Origin of the sequence: Pseudomonas sp. TMW22089, assembly GCF_022496645.1 — a bacterium.
Classification (GTDB): Bacteria; Pseudomonadota; Gammaproteobacteria; order Pseudomonadales; family Pseudomonadaceae; genus Aquipseudomonas; species Aquipseudomonas paraversuta.
The window spans coordinates 54,605-73,776 of record NZ_SCFG01000015.1 but is presented as its reverse complement, the minus strand read 5'-3'; the positions used below and the strand labels follow the sequence as shown (position 1 = coordinate 73,776).

The window sequence follows — 19,172 nt, the reverse complement described above, 5'->3', positions numbered from 1 at the left end:
ACAGGCCCGGCCTTTGTGGGCGCCGGGCTTGCCCGCGATGGCATCGCTGGCAAGGCTGGCGGTATTACCTGGATATGCATGTTGCTTTTCCCTGGGATCTATCGATAATGCGACTTATTGCTATTTGAGTCTGGTTATCTATCGTGTCTAGTCCTGTGGATCCCAAAGCCCTGCTGGCGAGTCTTTATCACGACAATCATGCGTGGCTGCGCGGCTGGCTGTCGCGACAGGTGCGCTGCCCGCAGGATGCTGCCGATCTGACTCAGGACACCTTCGTGCGGGCTTTCGATGCGCAGCAACTCGAGCGCATTGAACAGCCCAGAGCCTATCTGAGTACCGTTGCCCGGCGGCTGCTGTGCTCGCTATGGCGTCGACGCAAGCTGGAGCAATCCTATCTGGAGCAGCTTGCAGACCTGCCCCAGAACTATGCCCCTTCAGCCGAAGACATTGCGCTGGTACGCGAGGCAATCGAAGCGATTGATCAGGCGCTGGAAGGCTTGCCGTCGCGGGTGCGGCGGGCGTTTTTGCTCAATCGCATCGAAGCCATGCCGCAGCAGGCCATCGCCACTCTGCTGGGTGTTTCACTGGCCACCGTTGAGCGCGATTTGCGCCGGGCCTTTTTCCATTGCCTGGCGCAAACCCGGGAGTGCCCATGAGCCAGGTCAGAGTTGATCCCGCCACCCGTGCCGCCGTGGACTGGATGCTGCGGCTTGAGTCCGGGCAGGCCTGCCCTTCGGAACGTCAGGTGTTCAAAGCCTGGCTGGCGGAAAAACCCGAGCATATGGCTGCCTGGCAGCGGGTGGCCGGGGTGTTGAAAAACCCGCTGGCGGATTTGCAGTCTGTTGAACGGCGTAACCCCGGGCAGTTGCATGCCGCGAGCAAGGCGCTGCTGGCCAGTTCAACGGTCACAGGCAAAAAAGCCCTGCAAGGCGGCCTGTTGCTGTTACTGCTGGGGTTGGGCGCCGCGAGTGTGGTCGACCGGGTCACCCCGCTGAGGGGCTTGATGGCCGATCAACATACCGCCACCGGCGAGCGTAAAACCATACAGCTGGCGGATGGCAGCCGCCTGACACTCAACGCCCGCAGCGCCGTGGATATCCAGTTCAGCGCCGGGCAGCGGCGGGTGCAATTACGCGCAGGCGAGTTGCAGGTCGATGTTGCCGCCGACCCGCTGCGGCCCTTTGTGGTTGCGACCGCCCAAGGCCAGGTCCAGGCCCTGGGCACGCGGTTCATGGTGCGCCAGGGGCCGGACGAAAGCCTGGCCAGTGTGCAGCAGCACAGTGTGCAGCTGGATACGCTCAATGGTCTGCAGCGACGCATCAATGCCGGTCAGGCGGTGTCGTTCAGCGCCAGCCAGATTGACCCGCAAACCTCGACCGCACGCAGTCAGGCCGATTGGCTCGAAGGCCGGGTCGAGTTGCATGACGAGCCGTTGTCGACTCTGGTAGAGGCGCTGCGGCCTTATCAGGCCGGGGTTCTGCGTATCAGTCCCGAAGCCGCCAGGGTCCGGGTGTTCGGGGTTTTCTCGTTGGACGACACACCGCAGACCTTGAGCACTCTGGCGCAAACCTTGCCGATCAAGGTCACGCGCTATGGGCCCTGGTTGACCCTGATTGATGTGCGCGGGTAAAAATTCCACCGAATGGGAATTATTTACAAATAAGCTGAGGGGAAAACTCTGCTCGTTGGTCAAGGTTACAACTGCCTACCTTGCAACGAGAAAGGATGCCCCATGTCGTACGCCCCGTTGAGACCCTGCCTGCTGGCGCTGACCATTACCCTGAGCATTGCCTGCCCTTTGGGTGCGGTGGCCGGGCCGCTGGCCAATGAACAGAGCGCCCTGCGTGCCTTTGACCTGCCGGAGGCGCCGCTGGGTGTGACACTGAGCCGGATTGCCCGTGACAGCCAGCTGACCCTGTCGGTAGCTCCTGCCTTGTTGCAGGGGAAAACCTCGGCCCCGGTACGGGGCATGTTCACCCCGCAGCAGGCCGCCGAGCGTGCCCTGGCAGGCAGCGGTCTGGGTTTGAACGTGACCCAGAGCGGTGCCCTGAGCGTTTACCCGCTGGCGGCAACGGGCACCTTGAATCTTGGAGCAACCACAGTATCGGGGCGTACCGCCGAGGACGCTCGCGGAGCGGTTGACGGTTTTGTTGCCACCCGATCGGCCACGGCCACTAAAACCGATACACCGATTCTGGAGATCCCGCAGACCATCAACGTGGTGACGGCGGATCAGGTGCAGGTCCAGGGCGCCCGCGATCTGACCCAGGCCCTGCGTTACACCCCGGGCCTGAGCACCAATGGCTACACCGACCGCAACACCATCGCCGATGAAATCACCAGCCGCGGCTTTGCCCCGACCCTGCTTTATCTCGATGGCGCTTATTTGCCTTCGGCCGGGAGTCTGGGCGGCACGCCACAGATCGACCCCTATACCCTGGAGCGCATCGAAGTTCTCAAAGGGCCGTCCTCGGTGCTCTACGGGCAGAATCAGCCCGGAGGCATGATCAATATGGTGTCCAAGCGGCCGAGTACCGAAGCCGCGCACCAGATCAAGGTCGGCACCGGCAGTTTCGATCGCTACAACCTGGCGTTTGACTTCACGGGGCCACTGGACGAGGCCAAAACCCTCAGTTACCGGTTGATCGGGGTCGGCAATACCGGCAGCGAACAGGTGGACCACACCGAGGATTCACGCCAGTTGCTGGCGCCCAGCTTCAGCTGGATGCCCGACGACGACACCGAGCTGACGCTGTATGCGCAAATCCAGCGCGATGACGCCCTGGCCGACTATCAGGCCTTGCCGGCGGTGGGCAGCCTGTATCGCAACTCCCAGGGCAACAGGATTGATCGTGATACGTTTCTGGGCGACTCGAAATGGAACGACTACAAGCGTGATCAATACGTGCTTGGCTATCAGTTTTCCCATGCTTTCAATGAGGCCATGACCTATCGCCAGAGCCTGAGCTATATCGACGTCAACGACCGCTACAAAGGCTTTTACCTCAACCGTTTTGTCACCACCCCCGAGGGCATCAGTGACACCCACGCCAGTCGCACCAAGCTCGACTGGCGCCAGCAAAACAGTTCCTACAGTTTCGACAACCACCTGCAAAGCGACTTCACCACCGGCCCCCTGCAGCACACCCTGCTGGTGGGCCTGGACTACCGGGATTTCACCCGCAAGTATCAGGGCTACAACCTGTCGGGCAGTGAAATCATCGACCTCTACAACCCCACCAACTACCGCACCACGGGGGTGCCGACCCTGACCACCAAGTGGGATAACAGGGTCAAGCAAACCGGCTTCTATGTGCAGGATCAGATCAAGTTCGACAACTTCATCCTGACCATTGGCGGGCGCCATGACTGGGCCAAAGTCGATAACAATGACCTGCTGGCCGATTCCCGGGAGATGCAAAACGACAACAAGTTTACCGGGCGCGTGGGGCTGACCTACGTCACCTCGTTCGGGCTGGCACCCTATATCAGCTACACCGAATCGTTCCTGCCGTCAGTGGGTACCGCAGCTCCGGAGCGTGGGGGCAAGGCGTTCATCCCGCAATTGGGCAAGCAGTATGAAGTGGGGGTCAAGTATCAGCCTGACGACAGCACCTTGCTCACGGCGTCGGTGTTTCAGATCAAGCAGCAGAACGTGCTGACCGGTGACCTGCAGTACCAGGAGTATCAGATTCAGGAAGGTGAAGTCAGCTCGCGGGGGATCGAACTGGAAGGCAAAAGCAGCTTCAACAATATTGACCTGATTGACTCGTTGTCCTACCTGGATGTGTTCTACAGCAAGTCCAACTATGGCAACCAGGGCAACCGCAGCGAAGCCCAGGCGCCATGGGCGGCGAGTGTGTGGACCGATTACCACTTCACCGGCAACCTGCTGCAGGGGGTGACCCTGGGCGGCGGTGCGCGTTACACCGGGAAGAATTACGGTGACTCGGACAACACCTTCAAAACCCCGTCATTCGTGATCTACGACGCCACCCTCAGCTATGACCTGGCGGCGCTGGACCCGGGGTTCAAAGGGGTGAGTACCAGCCTCAATGTGCAAAACCTGTTCGACCGCGAGTACGTCTCGTCGTGTAATTACAGCTTTGGCTGTTACTACGGCCAGCAACGGACCGCGGCGCTGGAAGTCAAATACGACTGGTGATACCGGGGCTTTACGGGCTTGTTTGGTGGGCAGGATTGATCTGCCCCCCGGTTTTGCGCACCGCTAATCGCAGCCGTTATGGGCTTTCAACGGCGCAGTTTGAGTGCGCTGGCCAGGCTGATGGCCAGCGGCAGGCGCGGTAACAAGGTGGCCTGGTAGGCGTGGTACAGATCGCCCTTGCCGGGCCATATTTTTTCCGAAGGCTGATTGTCAGGCCCCAGTTCGTGGTGCCAGCTACCGTGCTGGCGATCGATCAGGTGCAGGTCGATGTAGTCCCAGAAGCACTGATACCAGACTTCATATTCCTGCTCGCCGGTGCGTTGCAACAAGGCCGCCGCTGCTGCCGAGGCTTCGGCCAGGGTCCAGTGCAGGCGTTCGCGCACCACGGGCCGGTTGTCCCAGTCCAGGGTGTAAACAATGCCGGTGTCACCATCGACATTCCAGCCATGCAGGCTGGCACTGTGGAACAGCTGGCGGGCGTCTTCGAGCAACCAGGCGGGCGCGGGCAGGCCGCGCTGCTTGCGCGCAGCTTCCAGGTGCAGCAGCAGGCGCGCCCATTCAAAGGCGTGACCCGGGGTTTTACCGAAGGGGCGGAATGGGTCGCACGGATGGTCCCGGTTGTACTCCGGCAACGGCTGCCACCGGGCATCGAAGTGTTCGACGGGCAGGTAGGCGGACTGCGCGGCGTGCTGGTGGATCACCCGCTCGCTGATGCGCAGGGCGCGCTCCAGCCACAGGTCCTGGTCGAGCACGTCGGCCAGGGCGAGAAAGGTTTCGGTGCCGTGCATATTGCTGTTGGCCCCGCGATACGCTTCGCAGTCGCTCCAGTCACTAGCGAAGGACTCCAGCAGGGCACCTTCGTCTTCGCACCAGAACCGTGTTTCCAGCACCGCTACCGCTTCATCCAGTAATGCGCTGGCGCCCGGGCGCCCGGCCACCACTGCGGAGCTGGCGGCCAGGGCGACAAATGCATGCAGGTACGCGGCTTTGCGGGTGTTGCCATCCTGCGCGTCGGGGGCGGCGAACCAGCCGCCGTGCACGCCATCGCGCAAGGTCCCGGCCAGTGCCTTCAGGCCGTGGTCGATCAACGGTGCGCAACCCGGCAGGCCCTGGATATGGGCCAGGGCGAAACTGTGAACCATACGGGCGGTGGTTACCGTGTCTGCCGGGGCATCGTCTGCGCGCTGGCCAAAGCGGTCAAGGCCGGCGAAACCGGAGGGAACACGGGCGGCCTTGGCGAAATCCAGCAGGGTCTGGCCCTGGGCGTGCAGCCACTGTTGATGGGGGGCGGAGGTCAGCCAGCTGTCGCTGGTCCGGGTGAGATCGGTCATGGGCCACCTGTGCGGTTCTTGTGATTATCTGGCGCTCGCAGCCTAAGGGATTGGCTGCAAAGTAGAAAGCTGAAACCTTTCATTACGGCAAGGACAAGCCCGCTGCCACAGGCCGTGGCAACGGCCGGTCAAATCTCCGGGATCCAGCGCTGGGACCAGTCGCTGTCGCGCTTGACCACCTCCCGCAGCAGTTCGATAGCCTGTTGCAAGGCGCTACCGTCGCGTTCGCGTGAATACACCAGATAGGTCGGGTAACTGAACTCGGGGGCCTTGGGAACGCGCTCCAGCGCGCCGCTGTCCAGATAACTCTGAACCACCCGGGTGCGAAAGTAGCCGCTGCCGCCGTTTTCCAGAATGTAGTGCAATGCCACCGGCCCCAGGTTGAAGCTGATGGCGGCCCGCGCCCGGTCCGGCAGTGCTGCGTCATGCTGGCGGCGGAAGTCCTCGCCCCAGTCCACATACACATAGGGTTCGGGCATGGCGGGGCGGCGGATCTGAATCAGTTTTTCCTCCAGCAATTGCTCCACCTGCACCCCGGGCCAATACACCGGCTGATAGACCAGTGCCGCGTCCAGCAGGCCCATTTCAACCTGCTCCAACAATTGCTCGCCGTCGCGAATCTGCACCCGCAAGGCGTGGGTGTCCAGGTGTTCGCGCAGGGCTTTGGCCCAGCTCAGAATCAGCGGGTTGCACAGGCTGACTTCACCGCCGATGTGCAGCATCTGGTGCAAGCCTTCGGGGCGCGGCAGATCCCGTCGTGCGGCTTCCCAGGTCTGCAGCAGCTGATTGGCGTAGACCACGAAGGCTTCCCCGTCGCAGGTCAGTCTGGCGCCTGCGCGGTTGCGAATGAACAGCGTCACGCCGAGCAGGCTTTCGAGTTTTTGCACCCGGGCCGTGACGGCTGTCTGGGTGACATGAAGTTTCTCGGCGGCACTCGCGAGGCTGCCGCAGCGAACAATTTCGAGAAAGGTCCGGGCCAGGTCGAGGTCCATGATCGCGCCAGTCTGCAAGGGGCCGTCAGTGTAAGGCTAACGGGTCAAAAAACATAAATACCGACCTTATAGTGGCCTGCATCAATGTCTGATTTTTATATTCAGCTAACGTCACCTGCCCTGGCACAGGGTGCCAGTGGTTTGCCGAACTGCAACACACACAAAAAAGGGATACCAGACATGGATGACTTGAACCGCCAGTACGACATTCAACCTTTGATAAAGGCTGACATGTCGATCCTGATCAATGGGCAGGCGGTAAATGCAGCTAAAGGAGAGACCGTGCTCAGCGTGTTGAATGCAGTGGGGGTGCGCCAATTGTCACCGAACGATCACGGTGAAATGAATGGTGCTTATTGCGGCATGGGGGTGTGCTATTGCTGCCTGGTCAAGATCGATGGCCGGCACAAACGCCGGGCCTGCCAGACCCTGGTGCAGCCGGGGATGAGCGTGGAAACCGGGACCAACCGGGTCACTGCACAAGAGGCTGTGTTATGAGCCCGGATCCGGTGATTGTCGGCGGTGGTCCGGCGGCTATTTCGGCAGCTATCGAGCTGGCGCAGCATGGAGTGCGCAGCACCTTGCTGGAAGAAGCCTCCAGACTGGGTGGCGTGGTTTATCGCGGGCCATTGCGTGAAGGTGTCGAGCTCGACTATCTGGGGGAGCGCTACATGTAGCGGCTCGCGTTTGAAAACACGCGGGCTCGCATTCAGCGGCATTTCTGGCTCACATTAACTGCAACCAGCCAAATGCTCCGGCTCACATTAATTGCAAATGGGCTTGCATTCGAGGACACGGGCTCGCGTTTCATTGTGACGGGCTCACATTATCTGCAAATGACCAGCGGCGGTTTTTGATCACAGAGGTGAATCGCCCCGGCAATCTGGAAAACCTCGGTTGTTAAGTACCAGCATTCATGGTGACCCCAGTGGCAGCTCAGAGCCGTAGCGTTGGAATAGTGATCACTACCGCTGGTCGGCCCAAATATGCATAAATGCATATTTTGGCTTGGCGTATTTACTGTGGTTATGTACAGTATATCGGTGTCTTGATTTCACCTCCCCCGTATCAGCGATGTTGGAGACGGTTATGGCACGGACGCCGGGAAGTCCAAGCACGGACCTCCGGTGCACAGATGCTCACTTTCATCTTTTTAGGGATGAGCACTTAATTCAGGAGAACACTATGTCAGAACCAGGCGGCCCAATTGAAATCGGGCCTGTTATTATCACCGACACTAATAACCCCCCACCAGTAATACTACCTCCGCCACCTGTAGGCGTACCGGGTGGTTTAGGTGATCGTCCACCAGTATGGGACGCAAATATTCCTACCAGCGCCCAAGTTGAGGATTTCTTTAATAAAAAGGATATTTTTGCTCTCAATAAAATCCAAGCAGTAGTTTTAACCGTGGCTGCAGGACAAAAAAACGTAGAAGCTTCCTACGTAGCTCACTTGCCGAATGTGCCTTCTGAAGTTGACTATGAAATAAATAGTTCTGTCGGAACTGAAGTATTGTCTCCATTGGAAAAAGCCATAAAGGAAAAAGCAGTTGTTGATCAGCTTATCACTTTAAAGCAGAGTGAGCTTGGCGTTAGTACTGTGACGGCAAACTCCTATTTTGGAAGGAATCCTCTGGATAAGGATGCTGACTTAAATGGGGTGGATTTTTTAATTCGATTTCAAGATCGAAAAAACCCATTAAGCCCATTAGCACTTTATAATGAATTTATTAGCTCTGTTTCAGCAGCATACACAAGTAAAATTCTAACGGAAAAAATCCGCTTATTGACTGAAAAATCTACAGCGCTCACCAGTAGCATTGCGACAGAGCAAGCAGCAGAAGACGCACGTCTTGCGGCCGAAGCTGAAGCGAAACGTATTGCCGATGAAGCGGCAACTGCTGAAGCCGCTAGGGTTGCTGCTGAAGCAGAAGCCAAACGCGTGGCTGATGAGGCAGCCGCCGCAGAAGCGGCGAGAGTAGCGGCAGAGGCAGAGGCAGAGGCAGAAGCTCAGCGGGTGGCTGCTGAGGCGGCAGAACAAGCTCGATTGGCAGCAGAAGCAGAAGCGGCACGTGTGGCCGCCGAAGCCGCTGAGCAAGCACGCCTTGCAGCGGAGGCCGAAGCTAAGCGCATTGCCGATGAAGCCGCAGCCGCCGAGGCGGCTAGATTAGCGGTTGAAGCTGAAGCCAAACGTGTTGCAGACGAAGCTGCTGCTGTTGAAGCTGCCAGGATAGCCGCCGAGGCAGAAGCTAAGCGGATCGCGGATGAAGCGGCAGCAGCTGAGGCTGCTAGGGTAGCCGCTGAAGCCGCAGCACTTAAAGCAGCTCACACGTATAGGCTCCCCGCTGCCGGTGCGACTCAGTTGAGTACCGCAGCAGGCCCTATCGCCATTACTTCAGGTTCAGGCATCACGCTTGACGCTCTTATCCAAGCCATCAAAGCAGTTTTGGGCACGATCGTTAGTGTGCCTACAGCTGTTGGTATTGGCTTGCTGTCCTATTCCTCGTCCCTGGGAAACGGGGAGTTGCCTGCAACGATGCTGAACCTGCCAGCCAAAGGTCTTGCACCTGATCTACCTGATAACCTGCTTGACCTAGCTGCGGCAGGTGGCACGGTTAATGTGCCTTATCGGATTTACGGCGATCAATCCAAATACTCGGTGGTGGCCACCCAGGCCACTGGAGGGTTGGCAGCTACCGTTCCGGTAAGAGCGCTAGTGCTTGATCCCGTAGCCAACGCCTATACATTCACTACAACTGACACACCGCCGATCACCCTGACGTTTCCTATCGCAGTTCCAGGTAATAGCACGACGGCGACGCCTGCGCAGCCTGTGGAAACTCCAGTGTATACCGGGATAACACTGACACCGATTGAGGTCAAGGCTGAACCATTCCCAGCAGCCAGTCAGCTGAATATCCGAGATGGTATTTACGTTTACCCATCGGACTCCGGCTTGCCGCCCATTTACGCAGTGTTCAGTAGCCCGTACGAAGGTGCAACCACTAAAGGTGAGCACAGCGGTCGCATGTACAATCCCGACAAAGCTGGGGGCCCCACTCAAGACTTGGACTGGACAACAGCCTCGGTAACTCAGGAAGGTATCGATCTAGTCAAGTTGCATACAGGACGGTTCGACCCATCGGACGCAAATGTTGTGATGATTGACCGTCTGGAAAAAATCCTAACTGGCGAATTGGCCATTACCGATGTCGATAAGCGATTTTACACCCATGAGATTCGTGAGCTGGAGCGGTATAGGGCTCTAGGTGTAGCGGATGGTGTAGAACCTAAAGATGGTGGTGCTATTTGGAACAATACTCACGCTGCGACTCTGGAAGACTACAAACTTAAAGATGGATCAGATGTATTCTATACGCCGGAAGCCATTGCTGCATACAACAAACAAACATACGGAGAATAAAATGAGCAATATTAATGATGTGGTTGCAAATGAAAATCCCAGGGATGTTATATTGTTTATTGTGAGAAATAAATCCATTTCATATCCTATGGTGGATATGCTATATAGCGGAAACAGCTGGGTAAATATTGGTAATAATCTTGAGCTATTAAAGCTTGTTCATAACATGAAACTAGAAGGGTTAATTGAAAATTCTGATGGGGGAATTAAAAAAGGTCCTAATTGGAAAGAGCCAGCCTTTATGGCTGAGAATAAGTATACGCTTGAGTGATATGTAGGTCTGCAAAAGAAAGCCCAGCTCAAGCTTGGCTTTCTTTTTCCCGAACTTTGACAAATGGCTCCTCTTTGTATGTTGGAGACTCTTGCTGGTCGTATTTTTTAGGTATACCCAACCGATACTCTCAGGTGAGACAGTTTTCTTGTCTCAATAGGGTTGTCTTTCGATTTTGGTATGCTAGCTTTTACAACGTCTAAAGCCTAACGAGACAAACCTCACCCATGGCACTTTACGGATACGCCCGAGTCTCCAGCAGCGACCAAGATTTTGTGCTGCAAGAAAAAACCTTGCGCGAAGCGGGTTGTGACGTCGTTCGTTCCGAAAAAGGAAGCGGGGCAAGCCGAGTGGGTCGAACAGAGCTTCAAACACTGCTCGATTTCCTACGCCCTGGCGATACGCTAGTGGTTACACGCATTGACCGCCTTGCACGCAGCATCAAAGATCTTCAAGACATCGTTTACACGCTAAAAGAGCGGGGAGTCAGTCTCAAGGCGACTGAGCAGCCAATCGATACACTCAGCGCGGCGGGGAAAGCCTTCCTGGACATGCTGGGCGTTTTTGCAGAATTTGAAACCAACTTGCGACGTGAGCGCCAACTCGAGGGGATTGCTGACGCTAAAGCTCGTGGCGTTTACCGAGGCCGTAAACCGTCCATTGACCCTCTGGAGGTTCAACGCTTGCGGGCTGAAGAAAAACTAGGCGCGACAGAGATTGCTCGACGGCTTGGCGTCGGTCGTGCCTCAGTGTATCGAGTGTTAGCTCAGCATGGACACCAAGCGTAATTCCATTCCTGTCGACTCGCTGTTGCAGTTGCGGCAGCGATTGGATCTTTTGCCACGCAAAAGTCCTGAACGCGCCAGACAGGTGCAGGCCGTTGCCGAGCTATACGGCATCTCGTCTACCACGGTCTACCGTGCATTGCATGCTTTCAACAAACCGCACGCAGTACATCGCGCTGATCACGGCAAACCACGCAAACTCCCAAAAGCCGAGCTAGAGCGCTATTGCGATCTGGTCGCGGCTTTGAAACTGCGCACCACCAACAAGAACAACCGCCATCTCTCTACAGCCAACGCAATCAAGCTGCTGGAGGATTTCGGTGTTGAGACGAAGCAAGGCTTAATAAAGGCTCCCAAGGGGCTGTTGACCAAGCCGACCGTCAATCGCTATCTGGATCGTTGGCACTTGGATCATGCGCATTTGACGCGAGAACCAGCTGCGGTGCGTTTCCAGGCGGAACACAGCAACGATTGCTGGCAGTTCGATATCTCTCCGTCCGATCTCAAGCGCATCGACAAGCCAAACTGGATCGACCCCAGTAAAGGCGAGCCTACACTGGCGATTTTCAGTGTGGTCGATGACCGCAGTGGTACTGCTTACCAGGAGTACCACTGCATCTACGGCGAGGATGCAGAAACAGCATTGCGTTTTCTGTTCAATGCCATGGCGGTAAAGGCCGACGCCGAGAATCCATTCCAGGGCCGACCAAAGATGATCTATCTCGACAATGGCCCTGTCGCTAAATCTCGCGTGTTCCAGAATGTGATGCAAGCGCTCGCGATTGAATGGCAGACGCACCTGCCTGCCGGCAAGGACGGTACGCGAACAACGGCTCGATCCAAGGGAAAGGTCGAACGTCCGTTTCGTACGGTCAAGGAGGCGCATGAGACGCTGTACCACTTTCACAAGCCGGAAACTGAGCAGCAGGCCAACGAATGGCTGTCGCACTATCTGGTGCACACCTACAATCAGCAGCGTCATCGTTCAGAGTCGCGCACCCGCATGGCGGACTGGCTCACTATGCTGCCAGATGATGGCCTGCACGAGATGTGTACCTGGGAGCAGTTTTGTCGATTTGCACGCGAGCCGGAACGGCGCAAGGTTGGCATTGATGCGCGTATTACCATTGATGGTACACAGTATGAGCTTGAGCCCGGCATGGCCGGAGACCATGCGATTTTGTTGTGGGGCCTGTTCGACGATGAGTTGTACGCCGAATATGAAGGCGAGCGCTTCGGCCCCTACTATCCGGTAGACGGTCCTATTCCGCTGCGCCGGTATCGGGCATTCAAACGAACCAAGGCGGATGAGCGCGCAGACCGGATCCGTTTGCTGGCCGACCAGCTTGGATTGCCGATTGCAGCGCTATCTGGCACCGACGTGCGCTTGTCTGATGCTCCCATGTCCGCGGCGGACATTCCACGTCAGCCGTTCGACCCGCATGCCCACGAATACCACTATCCGACAGTGATTGCTGCCAAGTTGGCCATCGCTGACGAATTGGCCAAACCGCTGGCCAAGCTTGTGGCTGAAGACAAAGTATTCATCGATCAGGTGCTGGCAGAAACGCTTATGCGCCGTGTCGTTCTGGAGCGCGTGCGCGAATATTTCCGACACAAAAAAGGAGCTCAATATGCGGGCTGAAGTGATGCAGCATTTCGGGTTGACGGTGCCGTTCAAGCAGGCTGGCTACTATGAGACTGAACACCACAAGGATCTGATAAAGGACGTTCGTGGAGCGGTGCAGGAAGGTCGTTTGGTCGCAATCTGTGGTGTGATCGGCAGCGGCAAGACCGTTCTGCTACGCCGGTTGACCAAGATGCTGCAAGACGACAAAAAAGTGATCGTCTCCAAATCTGTCGCCGTGGATAAGCACAACATCAAGCTGGCCACGTTGATCGAGGCTCTTTATTACGACTTATCGTCCGAAAAACAGGTGCAAATTCCCAAGAAGATCGAGCGCCGAGACCGACAGCTTCAAGAAATGATTTTAAAGGGTAAGAAGCCCATCGTCATGTTCGTCGATGAGGCGCATGACTTGAATGGGCACACCCTCACTGGCTTGAAACGTCTGATGGAACTGGCCGAAGACGTGGATGGACTGCTTTCGGTAGTGCTTGCGGGCCACCCTAAACTGCGCAATGACCTGCGCAAGGACAACATGGAGGAAATCGGCGCCCGTACCGATGTGTTCTCGCTGGACGGCATTACTGGGGCACAGCGCGAGTATATCGAGTGGTTATTACGTACCTGCACTGGAGCGGAAGACGCCTGCGAGTCAATCCTGACGGACGATGCCATCGACCTGCTCGCGAGCAAGCTGCGGACACCGCTGCAAGTGCAACTTCACCTGACGCTGGCCTTAGAGGCTGGATACCAGACCGGCGAGCGCCCTGTGTCGGTGGATGTCGTCGAGTCGGTACTCTCACGACATATCGATGACCTGGAGCCCACGTTGACGCGCAATGGTTATCGCATGAAGGACTTGGTGGAGCAATTCAGTGCCAAGCCGCACGAGTTCAAGGCGCTGTTCAATAACACGCTGGACCTCGAACGGGCGACTGAGTTGCGCGACAAGATGCTCGCGGCCGGTATTCCTCTGTGATCCCAAACCACCGCTGGTCATTTGCAGATAATGTGAGCCCGACGCAATGAAACGCGAGCCCGCGCCGTCGAATGCAAGCTCATTTGCAATTAATCTGAGCCGGAGCCTTTGGCTGGTTGCAGATAATATGAGCCAGAAATGCCGCTGAATGCGAGCCCGAGGGTTTTCAAATGCGAGCCGCTACAGCTACAAGGATGCACTGCACAAACTGCACGCAGAGTTTGCCGACATTGCCCACTCGGTAGATGTGCGCCTCAACCACCGCGTAGTCGGCGGGCAGGGCGAACACAGCCTGCAAGTGCTGGACCCGGATGAACGTCTGCAGGAAGTCGGCTTCGGCCAGCTGCTGCTGGGCGCCGGGTGCCATGAGCGCAGCGTGCCGTTTCCTGGCTGGACCATTCCCGGGGTGATCATGCTTGGCGGTCTGCAACTGCAGATCAAAAGTGGCGTGGTCAAACCCCGTGGGCCGACGCTGATCGTCGGCACCGGGCCGCTGTTGATGCTGGTGGCGTGCCAGTTGCACGCGGCGGGTGTTGAAGTGGCCGGTGTGTATGAGGCCTGTGAATTTACCCGGATTGCCAAGGAAAGCCTGGCGCTGCTGAACCAGCCCCAGCTGTTTCTCGACGGCTTGAGCATGCTGATGTACCTCAAGCGCCACGGCGTGACCGTGCGTTACGGTTGGGGCGTAGTGCAGGCGCGGGGTGACGGCGAGCTGAGCGAAGTCATAGTGGCGCCGTACTCCGGCACCTGGCAACCGGACCTGAGCAAGGCGCAACCGGTCATGGCCCGTACGCTGGCGGTGGGCTACGGCTTTATCCCCCGTACGCAACTGACTCAGCAAATGGGTCTTGATCACGCCTACAACGTCGACGGCTACCTGGCTGTCAAAGCCGATACCTGGCAGCGCAGCAATCAGCCACACATCCACCTGGCCGGTGATGTCACCGGCATGCGCGGCGGTGAAGCGGCGATGCTCACCGGACGGATCGCGGCGTTATCGATTTTGTTCCAGCGCGGGGTTCTGAGCGAGAAACAGGCCTGGGCCCAGCGACGGGTTTATCTTTCACGGCTCAACACCATCGTGCGCTTTCGTGGCGCCATCGATCGCTATACCCAACGCGGTACGCGCCAGATCGAATTGCCCCAGGCGGACACAGTGGTATGCCGCTGCGAGAACGTCACCCGAGCCGACATCGACCTGGCCCTTAGCCAGGGCGTGCAGGACATGGCCAGCCTGAAAATGCGCACGCGGGTCAGCATGGGCGACTGTCAGGGCCGGATGTGCGTCGGCTACTGCAGTGATCGCCTGCGCGAGTCCACCGGCCGCCAGGATGTGGGTTGGTTGCGCCCGCGTTTTCCGCTGGAACCGGTGCCGTTTTCGGCTTTTACCAATGCCTGCAAGGATGCCTGACATGATCAAGACATATGACGTTGTAATCGCCGGTGGTGGCGTTATCGGTGCTTCCTGTGCCTACCACCTGTCCCGTCGCAAAGACCTGAAAGTGGCGATGATCGACTGCAAGCGCCCGGGCAATGCCAGCCGCGCGTCGGCGGGTGGTCTTTGGGCCATCGGCGAGTCTGTCGGGCTTGGCTGCGGAGTGATCTTTTTTCGCATGATGTCTGCCGAGCGCAAGCGTGAAGCCCAGGGTACGGCAGTGATCGTCGACTCCAGCACCCCGCATATCCTGCCGGAGTGTTTCTTTGACTTCGCCCTGCAGTCCAATGCGCTGTACCCGGGCCTGCATCAGGAAATGATCGAAAAGCACGGCATGGACTTCAAGTTCGAGCGTACCGGGCTCAAGTACGTGATTTACGACGATGAAGACCGTCTCTACGCCGAGCATATCGTTGCCAACATCCCGCACCTGAGCGACGAGGTGCGCTGGCTTGACCAGGCTGCCTTGCGCGAGTCCGAGCCGAGCGTCAGCCATGACGCCCTGGGCGCGCTGGAATTTCTCTGTGACCACCAGGTGAGCCCGTTCCGGCTGACCGATGCCTACACCGAAGGTGCGCGGCAAAATGGCGTCGACCTGTACTTCAACAGCAACGTCACCGAGGTGCTGCGTCAGGGCAGCAAGGTGGTGGGGGTACGCACTGACAACCAGGGTGCATTTCACTGCAAGACCCTGATCAATGCTGCCGGCGCCTGGGCCGCAGAACTCAGCGTGATGGCCACGGACCTGAGCATCCCCGTGGCGCCGGTCAAGGGCCAGATCGTCTTGACCGAGCGCATGCCCAAGCTGCTTAACGGCTGCCTGACCACCAGCGACTGTTATCTGGCGCAAAAGGACAATGGAGAAATCCTGATTGGCAGTACCACCGAAGACAAGGGGTTCGACGTGAGCACCACCTTCCCGGAGATTACCGGTTTGGTGCAGGGGGCGATGCGTTGCATTCCAGAGCTCAAAGACGTCAACCTCAAGCGCACCTGGGCCGGGTTGCGCCCGGGGTCGCCGGATGAACTGCCGATTTTGGGGCCGATGGCAGGGGTTGAAGGGTACTTGAACGCCTGCGGGCATTTCCGTACCGGCATCCTGACCTCGGCGATCACCGGGGTCATGCTGGATGCGCTGGTGCGTGATCAACCGTTGCCGCTGGATGTCACGCCGTTTCTGGCGGACAGGTTTAACCTGCAACCGGTGGGGTTAAAAAAAGTGATAGGCGCCTGAAGGGCGTCAGGGCTTGTAGTCGCTGACGAAAAACGAGGCTGCGATCCCCGATCTGCGAAGGCTGCGCCGTGGATCGCAGCCTTCGGCAGCGACTGCGGTGATTGCGGGTTGTGCAGGTAACGCCAATATTGCGCTTTGAACTCCTGTAGCCCTGCATGGGTCAGCCGTTATGCCCATTCATAAAGCAGGCGCAGACAACCATGCAGATTTCTCTCGCGCATCAGGTCGCCCTGGTCACCGGGGCCAGTTCCGGGCTGGGGGCTGCCAGCGCCCGGGCCCTGGCGGCTGCCGGTGCCTCGGTGGTCCTCAACTACAACTCCCAGGCAGCTCCCGCCCAGGCACTGGCAGACGAAATCAACGCCGCAGGCGGCAAAGCCATTGCCCTGGGCGCCGATGTATCGAAAGAGGCTGAAGTTGAACGCCTGTTTGCACAAACCCTGGATGCTTTCGGCTATCTCGACATTCTGGTCGCTAATTCAGGGCTGCAGAGAGACGCCGCAATCACTGACATGACCCTGGAACAATGGAACACCGTCATCGGTGTCAATCTCACCGGCCAGTTCCTGTGCGCGCGCTCAGCCCTGAAGATCTTCAACCGTCAGGGCGTTCGTGAAGGCGTGTCCTGTGCAGCAGGCAAAATCATTCATATGAGCTCTGTGCACCAACTGATTCCCTGGGCCGGGCATGTGAACTATGCAGCCTCCAAGGGCGGCGTTGAAATGCTGATGCGCAGCCTCGCGCAGGAAGTCAGCGAGCAAAAGATCCGGGTCAACGGCATAGCCCCCGGGGCCATTCGCACGGCAATCAATCGCGACGTGACCCAAGGCGCGGCCGAGAAGCAACTGCTGAAACTGATCCCCTATGGTCGCGTCGGTGAGCCCGGGGATGTGGCCAGCGCGGTGGTGTGGCTGGCCAGCGACGCCTCGGATTATGTAGTAGGGACTACCTTGTTTATCGATGGCGGCATGAGCCTTTATCCGGAGTTCCGTGACAATGGTTAACATCCAGGACGAATTGCAAAGCTCGATCGAGGCACACGGCATTATTGGCGACATGCGCACTGCGGCATTGGTCAATGACCAGGGCAGTGTGGATTTTTTCTGTTGGCCCGAGTTCGACAGTCCTGCCATCTTCTGCTCACTGCTGGACACCCCCCAGGCAGGGATTTTTCAACTGGCCCCGCAGATAGCCGATGCCCGCCGCGAGCAAATTTACCTCCCCGACACCAACGTTTTGCAGACCCGCTGGCTGGCGCCGCAAGCGGTGGTGGAAATTACCGATTTGCTGCCGGTCAGTGACCACGATGATCAACTGCCGCTACTGATGCGCCGCGTGCGCGTGGTCAGCGGCAGCGCCACCTTTTTGCTGCGCTGCGCGGTTCGCCATGACTACGCCCGCGCGGCCACCAAAGCCCGTGCCGATGGTGAGGATGTGTGCTTCGACGCCGAGGGGCAGCCCGGTCTTCGACTGGCCTCCAGTGTTCCCTTGACGGTTGCGGATCAAGCGGCCTGTAGCACGTTCACCCTGGCGGAGGGCGAAACGGCCGAGTTTGTACTGGGCGCAGTTGACGATGAGCGGGTGAAAGTGGACGCCAGCGACCTGGCGTTACAGCGCACCCTGCAATTCTGGCGGCAGTGGATCGCACAGTCGATCTATCGCGGACGCTGGCGGGAAATGATCAACCGCTCGGCCCTGACCCTCAAGCTGCTGACCTCGCGCAAGGAGGGCGCGATCATTGCGGCCGCCACCTTTGGCTTGCCGGAAACCCCGGGGGGCGAGCGTAACTGGGATTACCGCTATACCTGGATTCGTGATGCGTCCTTCACGGTTTATGCCTTTATGCGCCTGGGCTTTGTCGATGAGGCCAATGGCTTTATGCGCTGGCTGCGTGGCCGGGTAGGGGAGTGCTGCGACCAGCCCCTGAAGCTGAACATCATGTACAGCATTGACGGCCGCAATGATTTGCCCGAGGTAGAGCTGAGCCACTTGTCCGGATACGGCGGCGCCAGGCCGGTGCGGATTGGCAACGGCGCATTTGATCAGGTGCAGCTGGATATTTTTGGTGAGCTGCTGGACGCGGTGTACCTGACCAACAAATACGGCGAGGCCATCAGCCATGAGGGTTGGCAGCATGTGACCCAGATTGTCGATCACGTGTGCGTGACCTGGCAGGAGGAGGATGTGGGGATTTGGGAGATGCGCGGCGAGAAGCATCACTTTTTGCACTCCCGGCTGATGTGCTGGGTGGCGCTGGATCGTGCCATTCGCCTGGCCTCCAAGCGCTCGTTGCCTGCGCCGTTCTCCCGCTGGAACGAGACCCGGCAAGAGATTCACACTGACATCTGGCAGAACTTCTGGAATGCCGAGCGCGGCCATTTTGTCCAGTACAAGGGCGGCACGGCGCTGGATGGTTCGATGTTGTTGATGCCGCTGGTGCGTTTTGTCGCAGCGAAAGATCCGGCCTGGCTGGCGACCCTTGCGGCCATTGAAAAGAGTCTGGTGCGTGATGGCATGGTTTATCGCTATCGCAATGACGACAGTGGCCTGGATGGCCTGCAAGGCACAGAAGGTGCGTTTGCCGCCTGTTCCTTCTGGTACGTGGAATGCCTGGCCAGGGCCGGGCAAGTGGAAAAGGCGCATCTGGAATTTGAACAGTTATTGCGTTACGCCAACCCGCTGGGGCTGTATGCCGAAGAGTTCGACCTTTATGCCAGGCATTTGGGCAATACCCCGCAAGCCTTGACCCATTTGGCGCTGATCAGCGCGGCGAGCTTTCTGGACCGAAAGCTCGACCACCAAAAGCCCCAGTGGCAGCCCTGACCCACCCCTGACCCTGTAGGAGCGAGCTTGCCTCGCGAGCTCTGCGTCTTGAAAAGCTCGCTCCTACAGGGTTACGGCTTGCGCTGCACCCAATACCTGTGGGAGCT

General features: G+C 58.1%; 14 protein-coding genes and 2 pseudogenes. 14 read left to right on the top strand and 2 right to left on the bottom strand.

Annotated elements, in window-relative coordinates:
- Positions 1-143: 143 nt before the first annotated feature.
- The 3 genes from EQV90_RS14990 to EQV90_RS14980 all read left to right on the top strand — a co-directional run bounded on the left by EQV90_RS14990 (position 144) and on the right by EQV90_RS14980 (position 4,165).
- Positions 144-656 (top strand): sigma-70 family RNA polymerase sigma factor, encoded by a 513-nt coding sequence (locus tag EQV90_RS14990; RefSeq protein WP_240878333.1) that lies wholly within the window; start codon positions 144-146, stop codon positions 654-656.
- Positions 653-1,630: a FecR family protein gene (locus tag EQV90_RS14985; RefSeq protein ID WP_240878332.1), complete on the top strand. Its 978-nt coding sequence runs from the start codon at positions 653-655 to the stop codon at positions 1,628-1,630. The genes EQV90_RS14990 and EQV90_RS14985 overlap by 4 nt, the downstream gene beginning before the upstream one ends.
- A gap of 102 nt (positions 1,631-1,732) precedes the next feature.
- Entirely contained in the window at positions 1,733-4,165 is a 2,433-nt protein-coding gene (locus tag EQV90_RS14980) for a TonB-dependent siderophore receptor (protein WP_240878331.1), read from the top strand.
- An 86-nt stretch (positions 4,166-4,251) separates the two neighbouring features.
- Here the strand turns inward: EQV90_RS14980 and EQV90_RS14975 are convergent, their stop codons facing one another.
- Positions 4,252-5,496: an AGE family epimerase/isomerase gene (locus tag EQV90_RS14975; protein ID WP_161720105.1), complete on the bottom strand. Its 1,245-nt coding sequence runs from the start codon at positions 5,494-5,496 to the stop codon at positions 4,252-4,254.
- 128 nt (positions 5,497-5,624) lie between these two features.
- Positions 5,625-6,488 carry a LysR family transcriptional regulator gene (locus EQV90_RS14970; protein ID WP_003446192.1) on the bottom strand — a complete coding sequence of 288 codons (864 nt, stop codon included), beginning with the start codon at positions 6,486-6,488 and terminating at the stop codon, positions 5,625-5,627.
- Positions 6,489-6,668: 180 nt separating this feature from the next.
- Here EQV90_RS14970 and EQV90_RS14965 point away from each other — a divergent pair, with 180 nt between their 5' ends.
- From EQV90_RS14965 to EQV90_RS14915, 11 genes and pseudogenes are all read left to right on the top strand, one after another.
- Positions 6,669-6,986, top strand: coding sequence for a (2Fe-2S)-binding protein (locus EQV90_RS14965; protein WP_003446191.1), 318 nt, complete (start codon positions 6,669-6,671; stop codon positions 6,984-6,986).
- Positions 6,983-7,159, top strand: a pseudogene (locus EQV90_RS14960) (NAD(P)-binding protein); the annotation flags it as partial. The gene EQV90_RS14965 and the pseudogene EQV90_RS14960, both read left to right, overlap by 4 nt.
- A 514-nt stretch (positions 7,160-7,673) precedes the next feature.
- Positions 7,674-9,914 (top strand): S-type pyocin domain-containing protein, encoded by a 2,241-nt coding sequence (locus EQV90_RS14955; protein WP_095031003.1) that lies wholly within the window; start codon positions 7,674-7,676, stop codon positions 9,912-9,914.
- 1 nt (position 9,915) lies between these two features.
- Positions 9,916-10,185, top strand: coding sequence for a hypothetical protein (locus tag EQV90_RS14950; protein ID WP_095031004.1), 270 nt, complete (start codon positions 9,916-9,918; stop codon positions 10,183-10,185).
- Positions 10,186-10,412: 227 nt separating this feature from the next.
- Entirely contained in the window at positions 10,413-10,973 is a 561-nt protein-coding gene (locus tag EQV90_RS14945) for a recombinase family protein (protein WP_095031005.1), read from the top strand.
- A 4-nt stretch (positions 10,974-10,977) separates the two neighbouring features.
- Positions 10,978-12,615 carry a DDE-type integrase/transposase/recombinase gene (locus tag EQV90_RS14940; protein WP_198417417.1) on the top strand — a complete coding sequence of 546 codons (1,638 nt, stop codon included), beginning with the start codon at positions 10,978-10,980 and terminating at the stop codon, positions 12,613-12,615.
- Entirely contained in the window at positions 12,605-13,576 is a 972-nt protein-coding gene (locus EQV90_RS14935) for an AAA family ATPase (protein WP_095031007.1), read from the top strand. The genes EQV90_RS14940 and EQV90_RS14935 overlap by 11 nt, the downstream gene beginning before the upstream one ends.
- A gap of 187 nt (positions 13,577-13,763) precedes the next feature.
- A pseudogene (locus EQV90_RS14930) lies at positions 13,764-14,987 on the top strand (FAD/NAD(P)-binding oxidoreductase); the annotation flags it as partial.
- Position 14,988: 1 nt separating this feature from the next.
- Positions 14,989-16,245 (top strand): cyanide-forming glycine dehydrogenase subunit HcnC, encoded by a 1,257-nt coding sequence (hcnC, locus tag EQV90_RS14925; protein ID WP_010656924.1) that lies wholly within the window; start codon positions 14,989-14,991, stop codon positions 16,243-16,245.
- Positions 16,246-16,445: 200 nt separating this feature from the next.
- Positions 16,446-17,246 (top strand): glucose 1-dehydrogenase, encoded by an 801-nt coding sequence (locus EQV90_RS14920; RefSeq protein WP_003446188.1) that lies wholly within the window; start codon positions 16,446-16,448, stop codon positions 17,244-17,246.
- The gene (locus tag EQV90_RS14915) at positions 17,239-19,065 is read left to right on the top strand and encodes a glycoside hydrolase family 15 protein (protein WP_003446187.1); all 1,827 of its coding nucleotides are present in this window, start codon (positions 17,239-17,241) and stop codon (positions 19,063-19,065) included. The genes EQV90_RS14920 and EQV90_RS14915 overlap by 8 nt, the downstream gene beginning before the upstream one ends.
- Positions 19,066-19,172: the final 107 nt, after the last annotated feature.

Bases quoted from the DNA above. Each gene is read 5' to 3' on its own strand.
- EQV90_RS14985 (WP_240878332.1), top strand. From the start codon at position 653: ATGAGCCAGGTCAGAGTTGATCCCGCCACCCGTGCCGCCGTGGACTGG.
- EQV90_RS14980 (WP_240878331.1), top strand. From the start codon at position 1,733: ATGTCGTACGCCCCGTTGAGACCCTGCCTGCTGGCGCTGACCATTACC.
- EQV90_RS14975 (WP_161720105.1), bottom strand. From the start codon at position 5,496: ATGACCGATCTCACCCGGACCAGCGACAGCTGGCTGACCTCCGCCCCC.
- EQV90_RS14970 (WP_003446192.1), bottom strand. From the start codon at position 6,488: ATGGACCTCGACCTGGCCCGGACCTTTCTCGAAATTGTTCGCTGCGGC.
- EQV90_RS14965 (WP_003446191.1), top strand. From the start codon at position 6,669: ATGGATGACTTGAACCGCCAGTACGACATTCAACCTTTGATAAAGGCT.
- EQV90_RS14955 (WP_095031003.1), top strand. From the start codon at position 7,674: ATGTCAGAACCAGGCGGCCCAATTGAAATCGGGCCTGTTATTATCACC.
- EQV90_RS14950 (WP_095031004.1), top strand. From the start codon at position 9,916: ATGAGCAATATTAATGATGTGGTTGCAAATGAAAATCCCAGGGATGTT.
- EQV90_RS14945 (WP_095031005.1), top strand. From the start codon at position 10,413: ATGGCACTTTACGGATACGCCCGAGTCTCCAGCAGCGACCAAGATTTT.
- EQV90_RS14935 (WP_095031007.1), top strand. From the start codon at position 12,605: ATGCGGGCTGAAGTGATGCAGCATTTCGGGTTGACGGTGCCGTTCAAG.
- hcnC (WP_010656924.1), top strand. From the start codon at position 14,989: ATGATCAAGACATATGACGTTGTAATCGCCGGTGGTGGCGTTATCGGT.
- EQV90_RS14920 (WP_003446188.1), top strand. From the start codon at position 16,446: ATGCAGATTTCTCTCGCGCATCAGGTCGCCCTGGTCACCGGGGCCAGT.
- EQV90_RS14915 (WP_003446187.1), top strand. From the start codon at position 17,239: ATGGTTAACATCCAGGACGAATTGCAAAGCTCGATCGAGGCACACGGC.